The sequence below is a fragment of the Mesorhizobium kowhaii genome, from assembly GCF_042431665.1.
GTDB lineage: Bacteria > Pseudomonadota > Alphaproteobacteria > Rhizobiales > Rhizobiaceae > Mesorhizobium > Mesorhizobium kowhaii.
On sequence record NZ_JBHLYT010000006.1, the window covers coordinates 366245 to 387668 of the forward strand.

A 21424-nucleotide genomic window follows, 5' to 3' on the forward strand; every position below is an offset into this window, starting at 1 on the left:
GCGTGCATTCGCCTGTTCGGACGGATGCGTGGCGCGCCAACAAAAATGGCCGGAAAACCGGCCATTTCAACGTCAGCGTCACTGCAAACTGTCTTGAGCGCAGCCCTTGGCCGATGCGTCAGTCGTCGCGATAGACCTTTTCGCGGCGCTCATGCCGCTCCTGCGCTTCGATCGACAACGTCGCGATCGGACGGGCATCGAGCCGCTTCAGCGCGATCGGCTCGCCGGTCTCCTCGCAATAGCCGTAAGTGCCTTCGTCGATGCGCTGCAGGGCGGAATCGATCTTTGCAATGAGCTTTCGCTGACGGTCGCGGGCCCTGAGTTCGATAGCGCGGTCAGTTTCCGAAGACGCGCGGTCGGCAAGATCGGGGTGGTTGGCGTTTTCCTGTTGCAGGATTTCGAGTGTTTCGCGCGCTTCCCGCAATATGTCATTCTTCCAGGTGACGAGCTTTTGGCGGAAGTAGGATTTCTGCCGCTCGTTCATGAACGGCTCGTCTTCGGAGGGTATGTAATCGGCGGTAACGATGTCGTTCATTCGACTCACCCAAACTGCCCCAAATTTTGCGCCTATATATTCGCGGTCCGACGCCTGCACAAGCGCAATCGGCCGCCGTCTCACGCAATTGTTAAAGTGCGGTGGCTGGCGCCTTTGCAGCAGCGGATGGTCGTTTTGATACCAAACTCCGCTCCGACACTTTGGATCCGGTGCAACATGCTTTTCGAACATCGGCGTGATCTTCGGGCCGAAGCACAGGCGCCTTTTGCGGCGCCGCACCATGGGTGATTCGCTGTGTTTGAAGAACACGGGCCATTGTGCGCAGCACCTTTCTCGTGGCTAATCCCTAGAGTTTCGGCATTCGGCGTCAGCGGAGGTTGGGTGAGCACGCTTTATCTGTTGCGACATGCCAAGGCCGGCTGGGCACTGCCCGGCATGCGCGATTTCGACCGCCCGCTCGACGCATCCGGCCGCGCCGATGCCGAAATGATGGGCGCCGCGATGCGGTCCCGCTGCTATGTTCCGGACCTGACCCTCTGCTCCAATGCCAAGCGCGCCAAGGAGACGCTGGAAGGCCTGGCCGGCCAGACCGACACCGGCCGGGTTCTGTTCTTCGACACGCTCTACAGCGAAGACGCCGCCGGTTACCTCCGCCTCATCCGCGACAATGGCGGATCGGGTTCGATGCTGGTCATCGGCCACAACCCGATGACGGAAGATCTCGCCATGGCGGTTTCGGGCGACGGCGACGAGACGGCGCGGGCAACGCTCAACCACGGGTTCGCGACCATGGGCCTGGCGGTCGTCCGCTTCGACGGCGATCTCGCAAAAGCCGCCCAGAACGCCGGCTATCTCGAAGCGTTCCTGACGCCGGCCGATCTCTGAAGCCATTTCAAAGCCGGGTTCCACAGCCTATATCGGACGGACCGAAGCCCGAGAGATCATATTTTGGCATCATCGCTGACCACCTTCACCGACGAGGCGAGGATTGCCCTCGATACGCTGTCGGGCCGGGCCACCGGGCTTTTTTCTCCATCGCTGCGATTGGGTGTCACGGGTCTGTCCCGCGCCGGCAAGACAGTGTTCATATCGGCCTTTGTCCACAATCTGATCCATGGCGGGCGCCTGCCGCTGTTCGAGGCTCAGAAATCCGGGCGCATCGCCCGCGCCTTCCTCGAACAGCAGCCCGACGACGCCGTGCCGCGCTTCCAGTATGAGGATCACATCGCCGCACTGGTCAACGATCGCGCCTGGCCTGATTCGACGCGCGCCATTTCGGAATTGCGGCTGACCATCGAATATGAATCGGCCTCCGGCTGGAGCCGCATGTTTTCCTCCGGCAAACTGTCGGTCGATATCGTCGACTATCCCGGCGAATGGCTGCTCGACCTGCCGTTGCTCGGCAAATCCTTCGCCGATTTTTCCCGCGAAGCCTTCGAAATGGCCGTTTTGCCGGTGCGCGAGGACCTGTCGCCGGCCTGGCGGGCGCTGTCGGCGGAGATCGACCCGAACGCCGATGCCGACGAGATGACGGCGCGCCGCCTGGCCGAAAGCTTCGCCGCCTATCTGAAGGCGTGCAAGCTCGACGAGCGGGCGCTTTCAACCTTGCCGCCCGGCCGCTTCCTGATGCCTGGCGATCTCGAAGGCTCGCCCGCACTGACCTTCGCGCCCCTGGCTGGGCTCGGCGACAAGCGTCCGCGCCCAGGGTCGCTGCACGCCATGATGGACAGGCGTTATGAGGCCTACAAGACGCATGTCGTCAAACCGTTCTTCCGCGAACACATCACGCGCCTCGATCGTCAGATCGTGCTGATCGACGCCATGCAGGCCCTGAACGCCGGCCCCGACGCCATGGCCGACCTGGAGCGCGCGGTGACAGAGATCCTCAGTTGTTTCCGTCCCGGTCGGGGCAGCTTCCTCACCGACCTGTTTTCGCGGCGCATCGACCGCGTCCTGGTTGCCGCGACCAAGGCCGACCATTTGCATCACGAAAGCCATGACCGCCTGCAGGCGATTGTGCGGCGGCTTGCGGACCGCGCCGTGGCACGGGCGAATTTCACCGGCGCCGATGTCGATGTGGTCGCCATGGCGGCGGTGCGCGCGACACGCGAAGGCACTGTCAAACAGGGCCGAGAGACGCTTCCCGTCATCATCGGCACACCGATCGCCGGCGAGAAGATCAACGGCGAAACGTTTGATGGAAAAACGGAAACAGCCATATTTCCCGGTGATTTACCGGAGAATATTGATGCGGTGTTCGATATTTCGGGACCCGATCACAAGCAGGACGCTGTGGATCCGGCAATCCGCTTCGTCCGTTTCCGTCCACCAAAGCTCGAACGCACCGCCGAAGGTGTCACGCTATCGCTGCCGCATATCCGGCTCGACCGTGCCTTGCAGTTCCTGATTGGAGATCATCTGGCATGACCGCGCCCCGCAAGCCGGCCGCATTTCGTATCGAGCCGGAAGCCCTACCAACACAAGAGGCGCCTGAGGCGCGCCGTGCCCAGGCCGGCACCCGTGCCCAGGCCGACGCAGAGCGGAAGCCCCGCGCGATGAAGACCGATGTCGCCATGGTCATCCCGGCGGAAGTCGATGTCTTCGACGAACCCGACATCGTTACCGCCGAACCACCGCCGGCGATCGCCCCCAGAAGGCGGTCGCTGCTTGGCAGCATCTTCTTCGGCGCCTTTGGCGTGCTGGTTTCGCTGGCTGTCGGCCTGTGGACCGATCAGCTCATACGGGACCTCTTTTCGCGCGCCGAATGGCTGGGCTGGCTGGCAGCCGGCATGGCAGCCATCGCCTTGCTGGCACTTCTGGTCATCCTCATCCGCGAGTTCCTGGCAATCGCCCGCCTCGCCGAGGTCGAAAAGCTGCAGAAGCGAGCCCTCGATGCCATTGCACGCGACGATCCCAAGGCGGCACGATCGGTGGTCGACGAGTTGTCGGCCTTCGTCGCCGCCAAGCCCGAAACCGCGGCCGGCCGGCGCGCGCTGGCCGAACTGCGCGGCGAAATCATCGACGGCGGCAATCTGGTGCGCCTGGCCGAAGCCGAAATTCTCGGCCCCCTCGATGCCAGGGCAAAGGTGATGATTCTCGAGGCCGCCAAACGCGTCTCGCTGGTGACGGCGGTCAGCCCGCGCGCGCTGGTCGACGTCGCCTATGTCGTGTTCGAGGCCGGACGCCTCATTCGCCGCCTGTCGGAACTTTATGGCGGGCGGCCGGGAACGCTCGGTTTCTTCCGTCTGGCGCGCAGCGTGCTGGCGCATCTGGCGGTCACTGGCTCGATCGCCGTCGGCGACAGTTTCGTCCAGCAGATCGTCGGCCACGGCCTGGCGGCGCGCCTTTCGGCCAAGCTTGGCGAGGGCGTCGTCAATGGCATGATGACGGCGCGCATCGGCATCGCGGCGATGGAGACGGCGCGTCCCCTGCCCTTCAGCGCCGCGAAGCGTCCGGGACTGGGCGATTTCCTCTCGGCGCTGACATCGTTTGCAACCAGGAAAGGTGCTGAAACAACCTCATCCGGCAAGTGAACCGGACTGCAGCATTTGGACCTTCGGAATTGTTACCGGACTGCTTTCCGGTGGGCTCGTAGTGACGAAGCATTAACCAATCTTGTTCATGGTCAGACGGGTTCCAAACAGCCTCTTTGTTGCCGGGTGTCGTCGATGAAAAGTGTAATTCTGTCCAGCGTCTTGCCGCTGGCAACCGTGATCACAGCACTCGTCGGTATTGCCGGAGCGGCTTCCGCAGCGGAACCGGACAAGCAGTTCTTCCAGTCGGCCGAAGGCAAATGGATCGGCCCCGGCGAAATCGTCGCCGGCAAATACAAGGGCACCAAATTCAACTGCAGCTTCACCGGCTCGACGCCGGACGGCAAGGTCGGCATGTCACTCGACGGCGGTTGCCGGGTCGGCATGTTCACCCAGCAGATGTCGGCCAAGATCGAGCGCAAGGGCCGTGAGGGCTACAAGGGCAGCTTCATGGGTGGCGCGACCGGTTCCGGCCTCGACATCATCGGCGGCAATGTCGTCGATGCCCGCAAGGTCGTTTTCACCATCAACCGCAACCAGCTGCGCGGCGTCATGCAGGCCCGCATCCCCGACGACAATTCGATGACGGTGACCATTGCGGTGCGCGTCGACGACCAGTTGGTGCCGGTGATCGGCATGAGCCTGAAGCGCGTCGATGCCGTCGAAGTCGGTTCCATCGCGCCGAACTGAACAATCACCGATCCCTGATGCATGTCGCCCAAAGTGGCCCCGCTTTTGGCGGAACAACATGCACAAAAACAAAGACAAAAAAGGCGGCGACCCAACGGTCGCCGCCTCGTTTAAACCGCTTGAACCAGGCGCTTAACCCTTGATCGCGGCCGTCACCTCGTCATAGGCCTTGCAGGCGTCGGCCAATGTCGTGGCGCCCTGATATTTGGTAGTCACCGCCTGCACCTTGGCCGTCAGATCAGCCGCCTTGGACGGGTCCTTGGTGATCGCCTCCTGCAGCGCGGCAGCCATGTCCTGCGCTTTCTTGGTTGCGATCTCGGCCGTGCACTCAGGCGCCTTCGAGCAAGCCGAACCGGCAAGCACCGCCAGGCCGACGGCAACAAACAAAAACTTCTTCATGTCAGTCATCTCCTCAAAAGGGCTCGACTTGATCGTCGCTCACCCTCCAATGGCCGAAGCCGAGCGTCCTTAGCCTTCGATTGTGGCAAGATGCAACGCGGTCCCGGCGTCAACTTGTATTACGCGCCTGCAACATCGCCGGTGATCCGGATTCGGGCTGTTCGATCCCCACCGAAGCCCCTATCTTCGCCCCTTGTCATAGAACTCCGAAATCGGAATCGGTCCTCAAACGAGCGGAATGGTGGCATGGCTGTAGAGGCATCGAGCAGGGATCTGGTTCAGGTGGTAGCGCTGCTTGCAGCCGGCGTCGTCGCCGTTCCCATCTTCAAGCGCATGGGCCTCGGCTCGATTCTCGGCTATCTGGCCGCCGGTGTGGTGATCGGCCCGTTTGGTCTCCGCGTCTTTTCCGAATCGGAAGCCATTCTTCATGTCGCCGAGCTTGGCGTGGTGATGTTCCTGTTCATCATCGGACTGGAAATGCAGCCGTCGCGACTGTGGGGTTTGCGCCGCGAGATCTTTGGCCTCGGCGCACTGCAGGTCGGCGTCTGCGCGGTCTTGCTGACCGCTGTTGGCGTGGCGGGAGGGTTTCCAATCTCGCAATCCTTCGTCGCAGGCGCCGGCTTCGTGCTGACCTCGACGGCGATCGTCATGCAGCTTCTCGAGGAACGCGGCGAAATCGCCGAGCCGAAAGGCCAGCGCATCGTGTCGGTGCTGCTGCTCGAGGACCTGGCCATCGTGCCGCTGCTGGCCCTGATCGCGTTCCTGGCGCCCGGCGGCGCCGACACCAGCCTGACGGAGCGCGTCACCGAGGTCGGCATCGGCCTTGCCGCGATCGTCGGACTGGTACTGGCAGGCCGTTATCTGCTCAATCCGTTCTTCCGCATCCTGGCGGATGCGCGTGCCCGCGAGGTGATGACGGCTGCCGCCCTTCTGGTCGTCCTCGGATCGGCGCTCGCCATGCAGCTCAGCGGCCTGTCGATGGCGATGGGTGCATTCCTGGCCGGCGTGCTGCTGTCGGAATCGACCTTCCGCCATCAACTCGAAGCCGACATCGAACCCTTCCGCGGCATCCTGCTCGGCCTGTTCTTCCTCGCCGTCGGCATGTCGCTCGACCTGCATGTGGTGGTCGCGAACTGGCGGCTGATTGCCATCTATGTCGTCGCCTACATGGTGATGAAGGCGCTCGGCATCTACATCGTCGCCCGGGTCCTGAAAACCGGCCATCGCGAAGCGCTGCAACGTGCGGTCTTCATGGCGCAAGGCGGCGAATTCGCCTTCGTGCTTTATTCGGCAGCCGCCGCGGTCGGCATCATCGACAACCAGGCCAACGCGACCCTGACGGCGATCGTCATCATCTCGATGGTGCTGACGCCGCTGGCGATCATCGCGCTGCGATATCTCACGCCGCGCGACGAGCAGTCGCTCGACGGGGTCGACGTCGCCGATGGCCTGACCGGCAGCGTGCTGATCATCGGCTTTGGCCGCTTCGGCCAGATCGCCAGCCAGCCGCTGCTGCTGCGCGGCATCGACGTGTCGATCATCGACAATGATGTGGAGATGATCCAGGCGGCGGCCGATTTCGGCTTCAAGGTCTATTATGGCGACGGCACACGACTCGATATCCTGCGCGCCGCGGGTGCAGGCCGGGCGCGCGCCGTGCTGATCTGCGTCGACAAGCCTGATGTGGCCGTTCGCATCGCCCAGCTGATCAAGGCCGAATTCCCACTGCTCACCGTGCTGGCCCGGGCTTTCGACCGCGGAACAGCGCTGCAGCTCATTCGTGCCGGCGTCGACTTCCAGCTGCGCGAAACCTTCGAATCGGCGCTGGTTTTCGGAGGCTCGGCGCTGGAGTCGCTCGGCATAGATCCCGAAGACGTGGCCGAGGTGATTGAGGATGTGCGACGTCGCGACACCGCCCGTTTCGAAACCCAGCTCGCCGAAGGTGTTCGCGCCGGACAACGCTTCTTGAGGGGCAATATCGGCACGCCCATCCCCACACCCCTCACCCAGCCGCGCCGTACCGGCCAGGCACTCAATGAAGAGACGGCCGGTGTTTTGCACAAATCCGAACCCGCGGATTGAACAAGGAATTATGCATGGAATTGGACAGCAGAGCCCTGTCGGTCACCAAATTCTGGCGCGACGCCGGCGAGGATGCATGGTTCGAGAAGAACGAGGCTTTCGATGCCGACTTCCGCAACCGCTTTCTCGATCTGCACTACGCAGCCGCGCGGCGTGAATGCGACGACTGGTCGGCACACGCCGAAGGCTCGCTGGCGCTGATGATCCTGCTCGACCAGTTTCCGCGGAACTGTTTTCGCGCCACCGGCCATATGTATGCGACCGATCCGCTGGCCAGATATTTCGCTGCAAAGGCGATCGCGGCGGGCCATGATCTGGCGCTCGACGAGGACGTCCGCGTCTTCCTCTATTTGCCGTATGAGCACTCGGAGCTGCTCGCCGACCAGCACATATCGGTCGAGCTGACGCGGGCCAGGGCCGAGCCCTATCTGAAATACGCCGTCGAGCACCGCGATATCATCGAGAATTTCGGCCGTTTCCCGCACCGAAACAGGATGCTTGGCCGCGAGACCACGCCGCATGAGCAGGGGTTCCTGGATGGCGGCGGCTTCTCCGGTTAAAAGGCCCTGCTGCCGCCTCCCCAAGCGTCAGACCAGCCACCAATCGCGGCCGGATGGCAATCGCTCGATACCGGAAGTGTCGACCGCGACCAGCCGGTCCGCAACGCTGCGGCCACCGACAACCAGGCCCGGCGCGATCTCTGCCAGCGGCGCCAGCACGAAGGCGCGCTCCAGCATGCGCGGATGCGGCACTTCCAGTCCCGTCTCGTGAATGACGCGGTCGCCGAATACCAGAATGTCGATGTCGATCAGCCGCGGCCCCCAGCGCTCCTCGCGCACCCGCTTCAGCCGGCGTTCGGCATCGAGACAAAGGTCGAGCAAGGCGCGTGGCGCAAGTCCGGTGGAAATTGCGGCAGCCGCATTGAGAAAATCCGGCTGATCGAGCTTGCCCCAGGGTGGCGTGCGATAGAGCGAGGACACGCCGGTAACGCGCGTATCCGCGTCGGCATCCAGCATGCGCAGCGCCGCGCCCATCGATTTCGCCGGGTCGCCAAGATTGCCGCCAAGGCTGAGATAGACGGTGCTATTCGGGCCAGACAACGGTCACCTCGACGTAATCGAGCACACCGGGGACTGGGGCGTTGGGCTTGCGCACGGTGATCTCGGCCTTTTTGATCTGCGGAAAACGCGCTGTCAGCGCACGGGCCACCTCGAGCGCCAGGGATTCGATCAGAAAGCGGCGCTGCCCCGTGATGATCTTTTCGATCACCGTGAACGCGATACCGTAGTTGACCGTGTCCTCGATGGAATCCTCGACAAGCGCCCGGCCGGGATCAACGGTAAGAGCGGCATCGACATAGAAGCGCTGGCCGAGCCTTTCCTCCTCGTCCAGCACGCCGTGCCGGGCAAAGAATGCGCAATTCTTCATGCGGATGACATACATCGCTCAGTCTTTCGCCCAGTCGGTTTGACGCGCCAGCATAGCATCTGCGAGCGCCAGCGCGTCCACGTTGAATGCGACATCATGGACGCGAAACAGATCGGCGCCCTTGAGCCGCAGGATGACGCTGGTCGCCGCTGTTCCGACACCTCTGTCAGCCGCGTCGCGGCCGGTGACGGTGCCGATGAAGCGCTTGCGCGAGGTGCCGGCCATCAGCGGCAAGCCGAGCGCACTGAGCTCGGAAAAGCGAGCCATCAGATCGAGATTTTCCTCCGCCGTCTCCTTGGCGAAGCCGAATCCGGGATCGAGCACGATATGGTCGTCGGCAACGCCATTCTGACGGGCGATTTCCAGCGATTTTCGCAGGAACGCCAACTGATCGGCAATCACGTCCGGCAGCTTCTCGCGGTCCCGCCCGGTATGCATGATCACAAGCCCGGCGCCGGCGTCGGCGGCGACACGGGCAATGTCGGGCTCGCGCTGCAAACCCCAGACATCGTTGACGATATGCGCGCCGGCGGCCACCGCGAGCCGGGCGGTGTCGGCGCGATAGGTATCGACCGAAATCAGCACCTCGCCGGAGCTTGCCAGCGCTTCGATCACCGGCAGGATGCGGGCCTGTTCGTCGCTCGGCGATATCGCGGCGGCACCCGGGCGGGTCGATTCTCCGCCGACATCGACGACCAGTGCCCCTTCCCCGATCATGCGCCGTGCCTGGACCAGCGCCTTTTCGGGGGCGTCGAACAGACCGCCGTCGGAAAAGCTGTCGGGCGTGACATTGAGGATGCCGACCACCACGGCCTTGCCGCCAAGGTCGAGATGGCGTCCATGCGCCAAGTGCCATCGCCTAGCTGTCATTGCTCAGCAACCATAGGCTCATCAACCAAGAGGCTCATCAACGAGGTGTGATCCGCAGCGGATCAATTCCGTTGCGCTGGCAACGGCCGTAAAGCAAGGTGATCGAAGAGGCAACATGATGAAACGATCCATGCTTGGCATGAAACCATCCCTGCTCTGTGCGCTGCTGCTTGCCGCCACTGCCGTCCCGGCCGGTGCGGCCAATCTCGTCAAGACGTACAGCTATTTCGCCATCGGCGGCAGCACCCTCGACGACATCGAGGCACAACTCTCCAAACGCGGGCCGGAGGTGAAAAGCACGGGCACGCGGCACCCGGGCGCCACGCAGATGGCCTTCACCACCCGAATAAGCTATGCGAAGACATCGAACTCCTGCCGGATCGCCGACGCGGTGGTGACCGTCAAGGTGAAGGTGATCCTCCCCGAATGGCGCCGTCCGCGCAAGGCCGATGCCGATGTCAGGCTGTTCTGGGACACGCTGGCCGCCGACATTAAGCGCCATGAGGAGCGCCATGTCGAGATTGCCAAAAACCATGGCCGCGAACTCGAAGAGGACCTGAAAGCCGCCTACCCGCAAAAGAATTGCGACGCCGCCAAGGCCAAGGCCGCCGAAATCACCGCGGCCGTTCTTGCCAGGCATGACCGGGCACAGGTGCAGTTCGATCGTGTCGAAAGCGTCAATTTCGAAAGCCGCATCCTGCGGCTGCTGCGCTATCGCATCGAACGCATCGAGAGTGGTCAGCTGCCGCCGGCCTGACTCGAAAACCAGCGGCGCCGGCGAAAGCCAAATTCACTGAAGCGTAGTGCCAGCTTCGAAAAACTTTCGGGCGCCTGTCGAAATCGGCCTATACGGGACGACATATATCAGGCTCGCCAGGCACGGGCTTCAAAACGCCAATGCAATCAAAATGGTCAAAGGACCGGACAGGGCCGAACAAGGCCGGTCAATCGCAAGCTTACGGGGACCAGGCTGTCGACAAGCAAACGATGGTGGAAACCGGCACGCCACTGACCGAAACCGAAAAGAACGCCATCATCGCCGGCGTGCTCCTGTCGATGCTGTTGGCGGCACTTGATCAGACCATCGTCGCACCTGCCATGCCGACCATCGGGCATGCGCTCGGCCATGCGCAATATCTACCATGGATCGTCACCGGATACCTCTTGACCGCGACCGCCATGGCGCCGCTCTACGGCAAGATTTCCGACGTCTATGGCCGCCGGCCAACTGTTTATGCGGCAATCCTGATCTTTCTCCTGGGATCGCTGGTCAGCGCCATGGCCCCCAACATGTTTGTGCTGGTTGTCGGACGGGCGATCCAGGGCGCTGGTGGCGGCGGCCTGTTCACCTTGACGCAGACCGTCATCGGCGACCTTGTGCCGCCACGCGAGCGGGCGCGCTACACCGCCTGGATCTCCGGCACCTGGGCGGTCGCCAGCATCGCCGGGCCGCTGCTCGGCGGTACATTTGCCGAACATCTCCACTGGTCGCTGATTTTCTGGATCAACGTTCCGCTCGGCCTGCTGGCCATGGCGATCATCAACAAGCCGCTCAAGAAGCTGCCGATCGCCGCAAAGCAGCATCGCATCGACGGCCTGGGCGCGCTGCTGCTTGTCGCGGCCACGGCATTGCTGCTGCTGGCGCTCAACTGGGGCGGCAGCGAATATCCATGGCTGTCGCGCGAAATTCTCGGGCTGTTGGCCGCTTCAGTGGTTTTCTGGGCTGCTTTCGCACTGCGTCTGCTGCGCGCGGCTGAACCACTCATCTCGCTTGAGGTGCTCGGCAACCCAGTCGTTCTCGCCGGCACCTTGTCTGTGTTCCTTTTGCAGGCCGCCAACATAGGTCTGGCGGTCTACCTGCCTGTCTATCTGCAGTCGATCGTCGGTCTCTCCGTCAGCGAGTCGGGTCTGGCGATGCTGGGCCTGCTGCTTGGCACCGTGGCCGGCGCGACACTCAGCGGGCGCATGCTACAGCATTTCACCCACTACAAGCGGATCGCGATGGTTGGTGTGCTCTTTGCCATGATATGCCTCGGCCTGCTCGCTTTTGTCGCCGGGAACGCCTCGCTGCTGGTTGTCGAGATCCTGACGATCTGCGTCGGTCTGGGCAGCGGAACGACCTTCCCGGTTGCCACCGTATCGGTCCAGAACGCTGTCGATCGCGCGCACCTTGGCGTCGCAACCGGCGTGCTCACCTTCCTGCGCTCACTGGGCAGCGCGCTGGGTGTCGCCATGCTCGGCGCTGTCGCCCTTGGCTACGGCCTGCCGCTTGCCGGTGAAGGCACGCTGGCCATCGGACAGGTTATTTCAGCCGCGCCATTCGAGATGATCTTCCTTGTCGCCGCGGCGACGCTGCTCATGGCGCTGGTCGCACTCGGCCTGATGCCCGAAATACCGCTTCGCGGTCAGGCCGAGCATGCACCGGTGATGGCGGAATAGGGCAATTCACGGTTTCGGCCAGGAATTGTGCGGAAACAGACGGCTGGCGCAACGCTGAGGTGGTCCGGCGGCTCAGCCGACGACGCCGAGTTTCTTCTGCAGGCTGGTCGACGAGGTCGTGTACTGGAACACGATCCGCTCGCCGGGGCTGATGATGCGCTTGGCAGCCTGCGCCATCAGCGCCACCTCGTGGAAGCCCGAAAGGATCAGCTTCAGCTTGCCGGGATACCAGTTGATGTCGCCGACCGCGAAGATGCCTGGCACCGACGTCTGGAACTTCTCGGTATCCACCGGAATGAGGTTCTCGTGCAGATTGAGCCCCCACTCTGCGATCGGCCCGAGCTTCATGGTCAGGCCGAAGAACGGCAGCATGCGGGTGCAGGGCACCTCGACATCTCCGTCCGGCCCCTTGATGACAGCCGATGAGAGCTGGCCGTCCGCGCCGATCAGTCCGGTCACTTGCCCGACCTGGAACTCCAGCTGCTTCATCTCCTGCATGGCATACATCTTGTTGACGCTGTCGGGTGCGGCGCGGAATTCGGGCCGCCGGTGCACCAGCGTCACGCTCTTCGCCACCGGCTGCAGGTTGAGCGTCCAGTCGAGTGCCGAATCGCCGCCGCCGACAATGACAAGGTCGTGGCCGCGAAAATCGTCCATCCTGCGTACCGAGTAGAAGACGCTTTTGCCTTCATAGGGTTCAATACCCGGGATCGGCGGCCGCTTGGGCTGGAAGGAACCGCCGCCGGCGGCAATCACCACCACCTTGGCCTCGAACACCTCATTTTCGTCGGTGGTGACGCGAAAGCTGCCGTCCTCCAGCTTTTCCAGGCTGGAAACCATGCGGTTGTAGGTGAAGTCAGGCTTGAACGGCGCGACCTGCTCGAGCAGTCTGTCGACCAGCCCCTGCGCAGAGATCGAAGGCCAGCCTGGAATGTCGTAGATCGGCTTTTCCGGATAGAGTTCCGCGCATTGGCCGCCCGGCCGGTCGAGGATGTCGATCAGGTGGCACTTCATGTCGAACAGACCGAGCTCGAACACGGCAAACAGGCCGACCGGCCCTGCCCCGACAATGAGGACGTCTGTCTTGGTGATGTCGGTCATGCGGTGTGCCTCGCTGCGCATGACCCCGAAAATCGGAACCGATTTTCGGAAAGGATCATGCGCCAAATAAAAGTGCTACAGCGTCCTTTGCGCGCCCAAGAGGACGCGCGGCGCTGTAGCGGAAACCGCGTGACACTGCATGAGCAATGCGCCGCTGCCAAGCAGCAGCCGGCAAAAATCGGTGTCTCAGCCCTGGCGGGCCGGCACCCGGACGACCAAACCGTCCAGCGCGTCGCGCACCTTGATCTGGCACGACAGCCGCGAGTTCGGCTGGACCTCATAGGCGAAGTCCAGCATATCCTCTTCCATCGCTTCCGGCTCGCCGACTTGCGCCGTCCAGGCCTCGTCGACATAGACATGGCAGGTCGCGCAGGCGCAGGCGCCGCCGCACTCCGCCTCGATCCCCGGCACCGCGTTGCGGATCGCGTTCTCCATGACCGTCGAGCCGTTTTCGGCGTCCATGTCGAATTGTGTGCCGTCATGGGCGATGAAAGTCAGCTTGGTCATTTGTCACCTGAAGGAGTCTCGCCCGAGATAATCACTCCGGCAGACAAGTCAACTGCGCGCGAAAGCGCCGCTCGGTGACGTTTTTCCGCAAACCGGGTTCAGCGACTGATGGCGGCGATGAAATCGCGCACTTCGTCGATCAGGACACCAAGCCGCCCGAGCGTCTGGTTGTCTTCCGGCCGGTGCTCGATCTCGGTGGCGCAATCGGCGATGGCAAAGGCACCGACACCCCGTGCCGAACCCTTCAGCCCATGCGCCAGCAGAAGCCGGTCCTTGATGTCGGCATCGACTATTTTGTCGCGCACCGACAGCGCCTGTTGTACAAACAGCGCCAGCACCTCTTGCTCGAGGCTGCGGTCGCCCATGGTCTGGCGGGCAAGATGTGCCAAATCGACCGGCCGCGACCGCCTGGGTCCGGATACGTCGCCCCCGGGCATTGAGAAGGCAATGCCGCTTTCGCCACGCATGAACTCGAACTCCGTTTCTTCGATCGCCCAAAAAGCTAGGCGATTCCAGTGGACAACGGGTTAATGAGTGGCCTGGAAAAATGTTGCGAAAGCGGCGCCCAAATCACGCTTCCGTTAACCTTATATTTAAAGTTTTACGTATCTCGCGGAATGCATGTTTTCTTTACCCCCCTGTGTCATTACGATACGAGGGGTCCATTTTCAGCCTCCTGCGCGGGGTACGACAAACACAATTATAAGCCCGCGGCAGCTAGTACAGGGTAGAAGGCATGGCAAAGAAACCAACGACGACGAGAACTCTCGACAACGACGTGGCCAGGGAACTCGAAAAGGCGCTTGATCTAGACCTCAGCAGCGATACCGGCGACGGCGAGCTCGACATCGCGGCTTCGATGGAAGATCTGGAAGCGCAGATATCCCAGGCCGCCGACGAACTGGCGCGCGAGGGACGCAACGAGAAGCCGGTGCCCGCGGTCAATCAGAGTCAGGCCGCGCAAAGCCAGCAGTCCGCGAAACCCGCGCCCCAGCCCAAGCCTGCCGAGTTGCGCCCCGTCGAGACACGCAATGGCGCCCAGCCCGCCGGTTTCGCGCCGGCCAACGACGATCGCCAGAAGGACTATAAGACGCTCCTGCACAGCCTCAACAGGCGTGCCTCGAACACCATTTACTGGGTCGTTGCCTTTGTCTCGCTCGCCTGGTTCGCCGGTGCAGGCGGTCTGGCCAACCTCCTTTTCGGACCGAGCATCTGGAGAATCCGCACGCTCGACCAGTTTCTTGCCCGTCCCGAACTGATCGGCCTGGCAGTAGCGGCGATCGTGCCCGTCATCCTGTTCTGGGCCTTCGCGGCAATGATTCGCCGCGCCCAGGAAATGCGCATCGCCGCCCAGTCGATGACCGAAGTGGCCTTCCGCCTGACCGAGCCGGAAAACCTTGCCCAGGATCGCGTCATGATGATCGGCCAGGCCGTTCGTCGCGAGGTTGCCGCCATGGGCGAAGGCATCGAGCGCACGCTCGCCCGCGCCGTCGAACTGGAAACGCTGGTTCACAGCGAGGTCAACCAGATCGAGCGCTCCTATTCGGAGAACGAATCCCGCATCCGTTCGCTGGTCGACGGGCTCGGCAGCGAGCGTGAAGCCGTTGTCAGCCACGCCGAGCGCGTCCGCGCCTCGATCACCGGCGCGCATGAGACGCTGAAGGATGAGATCGGCGCTGCCTCCGACATCATCCGCGACAGCATCCTCAATGCGTCGACCAAGCTGTCGATGACGATCACCAATTCCGGCGACACGCTCATCGACCGCATCAATGAAAGCTCGATGTCGATCTTCGATTCGGTGGAAGGCCGGCTCGATACGATCACCGACAAGCTGTCGACCTCGGGCGAGGCCTTCGCCAGCCTTCTCGACACCCGCATCGCCAAACTGACGGACACCACCGACGGCCTGACGCGGTCGTTGACCGATCTGCTCGACGATCGCACCACCGGCATGGTGTCTCTGCTTGGCGGCGCCGCGCGCACCCTCAATTCCGAATTCGAGGCCAGCCTCAACGGCATCGAGCGGACGCTCGCCGAGCGCGGCCAGGCGCTGATCAGTGAGTTCCAGACTCGCGCCGAGGCACTGGACACCGGAACGCAGAAGCTCAACGCGGCGCTCGAGGCCCGCGCCCGCCAGATCAACGAGACGCTGGTCGAGCGTGCCCGCGAAATCGCGCACACCTTTGCCGAGAGCAAGGACACGCTGTCGGCGATGATCGATCAGGGCAAAACCCAGATCGGCGCCGACATGGCCGACATCGTCACTTCGACCTCCTCCATGCTCGAAGCCCGCGCCAGCGACTTCGCCGGCCGCATGGAAGCCGCGCGTCATGTCGTCTCTCGTTCCTTCGATAGCGACATCCAGCGGCTCGCCGACGCTCGCGTCGGCATCGAGGAAGCCGTCGAAAACCACAGCCGCAAGCTTTCCGAAAGCCGCGAGCGCATGGCCGAGGCCATGCAGGCCGACCTGGCAAGGTTCGACGAAGGCCGCGCCGGCATCGATGCGGCGGTGACCGATCAGGTGCAGAAGCTGGCCGAAGGCCGCAGCCTGATCGCGCGCGCCCTCGAAGAGGACCTGCGCAAGGTCAATGAATCGCGGGCGGCCATCGATGCGTCGCTCGGCAGCCATCTTGAAAGGCTGGAAGAAGGCCGCAACAGGCTCTCCAATGCCTTGAATGAAGACTCCGGGAAACTGGTACAAACTCGTACAATCATTGATGAAATGGTTGCCGGACACGTCGGCAAGCTTGCCGAGGGTCGCAGCATCCTGTCGCGCGCCCTGGAAGCCGATCTCGGCAAATTGTCCGACAGCCGCGCCAGCATCGACGGGCTCGTCGCCGGCCAGGTCGAGAAGATCGCCGAGGGTCGCGCCGTGCTCGCCAAGGCGCTGGAAAACGACATCACCGGCATCAAGAGCCTCATCGAAGTCCATTCCGCCAAGCTGGCGGACGACCGCACGCAGCTTTCCCATTCGCTCGACAACGATCTGTCCAGCATACGCGGCCTGATCGACAGCCATTCGGGACGGCTGGCCGAGGATCGCAGCCTGCTGTCGCAGACGCTCGAGGCTGATCTTGCCAAACTGGCCGACAGCCGCTCCAGCATCGATGGGCTGGTTGCCGGTCAGGTCGAGAAGCTGGCCGAAGGCCGCGACATTCTCAAGCGGGCGCTGGAATCCGATCTGAACACGATCAAGGGCGTCATCGCCAGCCAGTCGGAAAGGCTGGCCGAGGATCGCGGGCAGCTTTCGCGGGTGCTGGAAACCGACCTGCAGAATGTGAACAGCGTCATCGCCGACCACATGAACAAGCTGGTTCAGGATCGTTCGACCTTGTCGAAGGCCCTTGAAGACGACCTCGCCAAGCTGGCGGAGAGCCGCTCCAGCATCGACGGGCTGGTCGCTGGTCAAGTCGAGAAGTTGTCGGAAGGCCGCGACATCCTGCGGCGTGCCCTGGAAGCCGACCTCAATGCGATCAAGGGCACCGTTGCCGACCAGTCGCAGAAACTGGTCGATGACCGGGCACAGTTCGCCCGTGCGCTCGAGGCTGATCTTGAAAGCGTCAACGGCCTGGTCAACAACCACGCGGAACGGCTTGTCGAGGAGCGCTCGACCCTGTCGAAGGCGCTCGAAGACGATCTTGCCAAGCTGGCCGAAAGCCGTTCCAGCATCGACGGGCTGGTTGCCGGTCAAGTCGAGAAGTTGTCGCAAGGCCGCGACATCCTGCGGCGCGCGCTGGAAGCCGACCTCAATGCGATCAAGAGCACCGTTGCCGACCAGTCGCAGAAACTGATCGATGACCGGGCACAGTTCGCCCGGGCACTTGAGTCTGATCTCGAAAACGTCAGCGGCCTGGTCAACAACCACGCGGAAAGACTGGTCGGGGAGCGCTCGACCCTGTCGAAGGCGCTCGAAGACGATCTCGCCAAGCTGGCGGAAAGTCGTTCCAGCATCGACGGACTGGTCGCCGGCCAGGTCGAGAAGCTCGCCGAAGGCCGCGATATCCTCAAGCGTGCGCTGGAAGCCGACCTGCAGAAGCTTTCCGCAAGCCGCAGCGATATCGACGACATCATCGCCGGACATGTCGGCAAGCTATCGGAAGGCCGCAATATGCTGGCCCGCGCGCTGGAAGACGATCTCGGTAAGCTCGCCGAGACCCGCCAGGACGTCGACCGCTCGCTGTCGGGCCATATCGACCAGATCGCCGCCAGGAGCACCGATATCTCTGCGGCGATCGCTGCCGATGTCGAGAAGATCGAGCAGGCGTTCAGCCGCCAGACCGGCGTCATCGAGGAGCGCGCCGGCACCATGGAGCGTGCGCTCTCGACAGGCGTCGACAACGTCCGAGCCGTGCTCGAGAAGAGTGCGGTCTTCGTTGCCGGCGCGTTGCGCGAAAAGGTCCTGGAGGTCACCAGCACGCTGCATGAGCAGGCCGGTGCTGCGTTCAGTGACGCCGACCGCAAGATCGCCGAGCGCGCCGAGCAGACCTCCGCCGCCCTGCTGGCAAGGGCCGAAGACATCGCCCGCACCTTCGAGGAGGCCGATCGTCGCCTCCACGCCCGTGCGGAAGATACGTCGAGCGCCTTGCTTGCCCGCGCGGATGACACCTCCAGCTCGTTGCTGGCCCGTGCCCATGAAACCGCTGATCAACTGGCTGCTCGTGCAAGCGAGATCGCCGGCAGCTTCGACGTAGTGGACCAGAAGCTCGCCGCCCGCGCCCAGGAAACCGCCGATCAGTTGACCGCCCGTGCAAGCGAAATTGCCGGCGCATTCGATGCGGCAGACCAGAAGCTGGTCGCCCGCGCTGTCGAAACCGCACACTCGCTGGCCGCCCGCGCCGGCGACATCCTGCGCAACTTCGAAGGCGCCGATCAGCGGCTCGGTGTGCGTATCGGCGAATCGGCCGAGGCGCTTGCCGCACGTGCATCGGATCTCGGCCGTATCTTCGATGCCGCCGACCAGCAATTGGTCTCGCGCATCGCCGAAGGTTCGGAAGCGCTGTCGAGCCGTGCCTCGGAAATCGGCCGCATCTTCGACGAAGCCGATCAGCGTCTGGTGTCGCGCATCGCCAGCAGCTCGTCGACGATCGGCGAGCATACCGAAACCATCGTCGGCGCCTTTGCCGACACCGAGCAGAGGGTCGCCGAACGCGCAAGGCGGACCGGTCAGGAAATGGCCGTGCATGCCCGCGAAATCGAACAGGCACTTGTCGGCGCCGACGAGCGCCTCGCATCGAGCGCGGCGGCTGCGGCGGCCCGTGTCGAAGAGCAGGTCTCAGGCGTCGAGAACCGCCTCGCCTACACGGCCGAGACCATGGGCCAGAAGATCCACGAGCAGGTGGCGAATGCCGAGGCGCAACTCGTCTCGCGCGCCAATGTGATCGCGGAGACCTTCACCGCGGTTGGCCAGCATATCGGCCAGAGCACCAACGATGCCGCCAAGACGATCGGCGCCAACACACGCGAGCTCAACACCATGCTCGCGGCGCGTTCGGCCGAAATGTCGAAGATCCTCGACGAAACCGCGCGGCCGCTGGTCGAGCGCTTCGCCCAGGGCGGCTCGGAACTGCAAAAGAGCATGGAAGAGGTCACCGAACGCGCCACCGAGAAGCTGCGCAGCGAGAATGCCGCACTTGTCAACGCGCTCGCCAGCCGCACCGCCGAGACGTTGTCGGCGGTCGAGGGCGCCCGCTCGTCGCTGTCCGACAGCGTCGCCGACCTTATTGGCCGCATGACCACGTCCAGTTCGCAGCTCGGTCAGTTGATCGAGCAGGCCGCGGTCAATCTCGGCCAGGTCGACGAACGCCTGAGCGGCAGCACGCAAAGCTTCGCCGCCACCACGGAGAAAGCCGCGCAAACCTTCGCCAGCTCGGCACGGCTGGTCGATTCGAACACGACAAGGCTGACGGAACTGTCGTCGTCCACCTTGCGCGAGGTCGCTTCGATCGCAACCAAGTTCGACGAACACAGCCGCCTGCTGTCCAGTGCCTCGGACCTGCTGAGTTCGGCCCAGAGCAACCTCGAGCACACGCTCGAAAGGCAGTCGTCGCTCGAGGATCTCGCCGTCGGCCTGGTCAAGAAGTCGGAAGATCTCGAAAGGGTCATGCGCTCGTTCGAAGATCTCGTCGGCCAGACGCTGCAGAACGCCGAGGGCAAGACGATGGAGTCGGCCGACAAGATCCGCAACGCCATCACCGATGTCGTCGATTCGGCGACCAAGCGCTTCGCCGACGCGACCGAGGAGATGCGGCGCACCGCGGGCTCGATCAAGAGCGAGCTCGACCTTACCCGCGCCGAGCTCAAGAAGGGCGTCATCGAGATGCCGGAAGAGGCAAAGGAATCGACCTCGGCCATCCGCCGCGCCGTTTCCGAGCAGATCAACGCCCTGAAAGAGCTTTCGGACATCGTTGCGAAGTCCGGTCGCGGCGGCGGCGATGCCTCCGAGCAACGCAATCTGCGCCCGGCGCCACAAGCGCCGGCCGCACGCCCTGCCGAGCCACCGCGGCGCGCACCGGCACCGCAGCCGGAGCTGCGCACACCACAGGCCCCGTTGGGCGGCGCAGCACTGCGCGGCACGCTCGACATGGAGCGTCCAGCCGAGGCGGCACCGCGACAGCGTGCTGACGCCGGCGCACGCACACCACAGGGCGGCTGGGTGCGCGATCTCCTGACCGGGGCATCGCGCGAAGAGGACGCCAGGCCGGCAACGCCCGCGGAAGCACCGCGCGCGGCTCCTGCCCAGCGCTCGCCGCTGCATGTCGTGGAATCGCTGAACTCGCTTTCCGTCGACATCGCGCGAGCCATCGACCACGACGCCTCGATCGAGCTGTGGAACCGCTACCGGCGCGGCGAGCGTGACGTCTTCACCCGGCGGCTCTACACACTGAAGGGCCAGCAGACGTTCGACGAGATCCGCCGCAAGTATCAGGCGGAGGCCGAGTTCCGCACCGCGGTCGACCGCTACTGCGACGATTTCGAGAAGCTGCTCAAGGATGTCTCGCGCAACGACCGCGACAACATCATGGCGCAGACCTACCTGACATCCGATACCGGCAAGGTCTACACCATGCTGGCCCATGCCAGCGGCCGCCTGCATTGATCATCCGATAGGGCAAAAGACAAAAAGGCGGGAAATTTCCCGCCTTTTTCTTTGCTACCGATTTTGCGACGTTGGCGCGTCTGCGGCGGCGCGTCCCTTGCAGGGCCTCAGACATCAGAGCCTCGGCATCAGCGTTATCGGAAACGGTGCGCGATCAAGCGTTTACGGCGATCAGATGACCGAATCCGTCCAGCGCACGATCTGCTTGGCGGCATCGCCGAAAGCACTGTCGAGCGCACTGACATAGGCAGGATTGCCGCTGCCCGAAACCGGTGCGGATGCGGTGAAGCTCTTGGAGGCACGCACCTCGCCATTGCGGTCGTTGAGGATACGCACGAACAGGTCGACCTCGGCGTGCTCGCCGCCGTCGACCCGAACTTCGAAAGACCGGACCTCGACGATCACCTGATAGTCGATCGCCAGGCCCTCGCCCGGCTTGCCGACGCCGGCAAAGCTGCCCGAACGCTGGAAGGTCTCGGCCAGCCGCGCCTGCACGATCAGCGGCAGCCGGTCGGCCCATTGCGCGCCCTTGAGATACTGGATCGAGCGATCCGATGGCTTGATGACGATGTTCTGGCTGTCCAGCGCCTTGAGCGCCGACGGCTGCGCGATCAGGATTTGTCGGCGGCTATGGCCATGCGCGTCGACCGACGGCGCCGACAGCTCGAACGTATCGAGCGGCGCAGGCTTGCCGCCCAACACCGCGCAGCCGGCCAGCGTCAGGGCAAGCAGTGCCGCAGCCGATGTCAACCCGCCCGTTCTCACCCACACAGACTTCAC

The 21424-nt window shown here is 63.4% G+C and carries 18 protein-coding genes; 9 read left to right on the plus strand and 9 right to left on the minus strand.

The window, feature by feature from the left end; genetic code table 11:
- Positions 1 to 118: 118 nt before the first annotated feature.
- Entirely contained in the window at positions 119 to 535 is a 417-nt protein-coding gene (gene dksA, locus ACFFNA_RS07715; protein ID WP_095085082.1) for an RNA polymerase-binding protein DksA, read from the minus strand.
- 342 nt (positions 536 to 877) lie between these two features.
- On the opposite strand from dksA, the gene ACFFNA_RS07720 reads away from it, so the two are divergent.
- The 4 genes from ACFFNA_RS07720 (at position 878) to ACFFNA_RS07735 (ending at position 4719) form a co-directional block, all read left to right on the plus strand.
- Positions 878 to 1381: a SixA phosphatase family protein gene (locus ACFFNA_RS07720; RefSeq protein WP_378917136.1), complete on the plus strand. Its 504-nt coding sequence runs from the start codon at positions 878 to 880 to the stop codon at positions 1379 to 1381.
- Positions 1382 to 1444: 63 nt separating this feature from the next.
- Positions 1445 to 2923 (plus strand): YcjX family GTP-binding protein, encoded by a 1479-nt coding sequence (locus ACFFNA_RS07725; RefSeq protein ID WP_378917138.1) that lies wholly within the window; start codon positions 1445 to 1447, stop codon positions 2921 to 2923.
- Positions 2920 to 4029, plus strand: coding sequence for a YcjF family protein (locus ACFFNA_RS07730; protein ID WP_378917139.1), 1110 nt, complete (start codon positions 2920 to 2922; stop codon positions 4027 to 4029). The genes ACFFNA_RS07725 and ACFFNA_RS07730 overlap by 4 nt, the downstream gene beginning before the upstream one ends.
- A gap of 135 nt (positions 4030 to 4164) precedes the next feature.
- Positions 4165 to 4719, plus strand: coding sequence for a hypothetical protein (locus tag ACFFNA_RS07735; RefSeq protein WP_111546424.1), 555 nt, complete (start codon positions 4165 to 4167; stop codon positions 4717 to 4719).
- 132 nt (positions 4720 to 4851) lie between these two features.
- On the opposite strand, the gene ACFFNA_RS07740 is transcribed toward ACFFNA_RS07735, so the two are convergent.
- Positions 4852 to 5118, minus strand: coding sequence for a hypothetical protein (locus ACFFNA_RS07740; RefSeq protein ID WP_056582264.1), 267 nt, complete (start codon positions 5116 to 5118; stop codon positions 4852 to 4854).
- Between the two features lie 246 nt (positions 5119 to 5364).
- Between ACFFNA_RS07740 and ACFFNA_RS07745 the strand changes: the two genes are divergently transcribed.
- Positions 5365 to 7200, plus strand: a complete 1836-nt coding sequence (locus tag ACFFNA_RS07745; RefSeq protein WP_378917141.1) for a monovalent cation:proton antiporter-2 (CPA2) family protein — start codon at positions 5365 to 5367, stop codon at positions 7198 to 7200.
- A 14-nt stretch (positions 7201 to 7214) separates the two neighbouring features.
- Positions 7215 to 7760, plus strand: coding sequence for a DUF924 family protein (locus tag ACFFNA_RS07750; protein WP_111546422.1), 546 nt, complete (start codon positions 7215 to 7217; stop codon positions 7758 to 7760).
- 27 nt (positions 7761 to 7787) lie between these two features.
- Here ACFFNA_RS07750 and folK read toward each other — a convergent pair whose 3' ends face one another.
- The 3 genes from folK to folP are packed head-to-tail and all read right to left on the minus strand — an operon-like array spanning position 7788 to position 9498.
- A complete protein-coding gene (gene folK / locus ACFFNA_RS07755; protein WP_378917143.1) occupies positions 7788 to 8300 on the minus strand; it encodes a 2-amino-4-hydroxy-6-hydroxymethyldihydropteridine diphosphokinase in 513 nt (170 codons plus the stop codon).
- The gene (gene folB, locus ACFFNA_RS07760; RefSeq protein WP_056582260.1) at positions 8284 to 8643 is read right to left on the minus strand and encodes a dihydroneopterin aldolase; all 360 of its coding nucleotides are present in this window, start codon (positions 8641 to 8643) and stop codon (positions 8284 to 8286) included. The genes folK and folB overlap by 17 nt, the downstream gene beginning before the upstream one ends.
- A 3-nt stretch (positions 8644 to 8646) precedes the next feature.
- Entirely contained in the window at positions 8647 to 9498 is an 852-nt protein-coding gene (gene folP / locus ACFFNA_RS07765; protein ID WP_378917145.1) for a dihydropteroate synthase, read from the minus strand.
- Positions 9499 to 9637: 139 nt separating this feature from the next.
- Between folP and ACFFNA_RS07770 the strand changes: the two genes are divergently transcribed.
- Both ACFFNA_RS07770 and ACFFNA_RS07775 read left to right on the plus strand, forming a co-directional pair.
- Entirely contained in the window at positions 9638 to 10255 is a 618-nt protein-coding gene (locus ACFFNA_RS07770; protein ID WP_167458647.1) for a DUF922 domain-containing Zn-dependent protease, read from the plus strand.
- Between the two features lie 230 nt (positions 10256 to 10485).
- The gene (locus ACFFNA_RS07775) at positions 10486 to 11937 is read left to right on the plus strand and encodes an MDR family MFS transporter (RefSeq protein WP_378917147.1); all 1452 of its coding nucleotides are present in this window, start codon (positions 10486 to 10488) and stop codon (positions 11935 to 11937) included.
- A gap of 72 nt (positions 11938 to 12009) precedes the next feature.
- Here the strand turns inward: ACFFNA_RS07775 and ACFFNA_RS07780 are convergent, their stop codons facing one another.
- From ACFFNA_RS07780 to ACFFNA_RS07790, 3 genes are all read right to left on the minus strand, one after another.
- Entirely contained in the window at positions 12010 to 13038 is a 1029-nt protein-coding gene (locus ACFFNA_RS07780) for an NAD(P)/FAD-dependent oxidoreductase (RefSeq protein ID WP_378917149.1), read from the minus strand.
- A gap of 186 nt (positions 13039 to 13224) precedes the next feature.
- A complete protein-coding gene (locus tag ACFFNA_RS07785) occupies positions 13225 to 13545 on the minus strand; it encodes a 2Fe-2S iron-sulfur cluster-binding protein (protein WP_111546418.1) in 321 nt (106 codons plus the stop codon).
- A gap of 98 nt (positions 13546 to 13643) precedes the next feature.
- Positions 13644 to 14012 (minus strand): Hpt domain-containing protein, encoded by a 369-nt coding sequence (locus tag ACFFNA_RS07790; RefSeq protein WP_111546417.1) that lies wholly within the window; start codon positions 14010 to 14012, stop codon positions 13644 to 13646.
- A gap of 269 nt (positions 14013 to 14281) precedes the next feature.
- On the opposite strand from ACFFNA_RS07790, the gene ACFFNA_RS07795 reads away from it, so the two are divergent.
- Complete coding sequence (locus ACFFNA_RS07795) at positions 14282 to 20644, plus strand: kinesin (RefSeq protein ID WP_378917151.1); 6363 nt, start codon at positions 14282 to 14284, stop codon at positions 20642 to 20644.
- Between the two features lie 171 nt (positions 20645 to 20815).
- On the opposite strand, the gene ACFFNA_RS07800 is transcribed toward ACFFNA_RS07795, so the two are convergent.
- The gene (locus ACFFNA_RS07800; RefSeq protein ID WP_378917153.1) at positions 20816 to 21424 is read right to left on the minus strand and encodes an ABC-type transport auxiliary lipoprotein family protein; all 609 of its coding nucleotides are present in this window, start codon (positions 21422 to 21424) and stop codon (positions 20816 to 20818) included.

Bases quoted from the DNA above. Each gene is read 5' to 3' on its own strand.
- ACFFNA_RS07750 (WP_111546422.1), top strand. From the start codon at position 7,215: ATGGAATTGGACAGCAGAGCCCTGTCGGTCACCAAATTCTGGCGCGAC.
- ACFFNA_RS07735 (WP_111546424.1), top strand. From the start codon at position 4,165: ATGAAAAGTGTAATTCTGTCCAGCGTCTTGCCGCTGGCAACCGTGATC.
- folB (WP_056582260.1), bottom strand. From the start codon at position 8,643: ATGTATGTCATCCGCATGAAGAATTGCGCATTCTTTGCCCGGCACGGC.
- ACFFNA_RS07780 (WP_378917149.1), bottom strand. From the start codon at position 13,038: ATGACCGACATCACCAAGACAGACGTCCTCATTGTCGGGGCAGGGCCG.
- ACFFNA_RS07790 (WP_111546417.1), bottom strand. From the start codon at position 14,012: ATGCGTGGCGAAAGCGGCATTGCCTTCTCAATGCCCGGGGGCGACGTA.
- dksA (WP_095085082.1), bottom strand. From the start codon at position 535: ATGAACGACATCGTTACCGCCGATTACATACCCTCCGAAGACGAGCCG.
- folP (WP_378917145.1), bottom strand. From the start codon at position 9,498: ATGACAGCTAGGCGATGGCACTTGGCGCATGGACGCCATCTCGACCTT.
- ACFFNA_RS07745 (WP_378917141.1), top strand. From the start codon at position 5,365: ATGGCTGTAGAGGCATCGAGCAGGGATCTGGTTCAGGTGGTAGCGCTG.
- ACFFNA_RS07730 (WP_378917139.1), top strand. From the start codon at position 2,920: ATGACCGCGCCCCGCAAGCCGGCCGCATTTCGTATCGAGCCGGAAGCC.
- ACFFNA_RS07795 (WP_378917151.1), top strand. From the start codon at position 14,282: ATGGCAAAGAAACCAACGACGACGAGAACTCTCGACAACGACGTGGCC.
- ACFFNA_RS07770 (WP_167458647.1), top strand. From the start codon at position 9,638: ATGAAACCATCCCTGCTCTGTGCGCTGCTGCTTGCCGCCACTGCCGTC.
- ACFFNA_RS07785 (WP_111546418.1), bottom strand. From the start codon at position 13,545: ATGACCAAGCTGACTTTCATCGCCCATGACGGCACACAATTCGACATG.
- ACFFNA_RS07775 (WP_378917147.1), top strand. From the start codon at position 10,486: ATGGTGGAAACCGGCACGCCACTGACCGAAACCGAAAAGAACGCCATC.
- ACFFNA_RS07740 (WP_056582264.1), bottom strand. From the start codon at position 5,118: ATGAAGAAGTTTTTGTTTGTTGCCGTCGGCCTGGCGGTGCTTGCCGGT.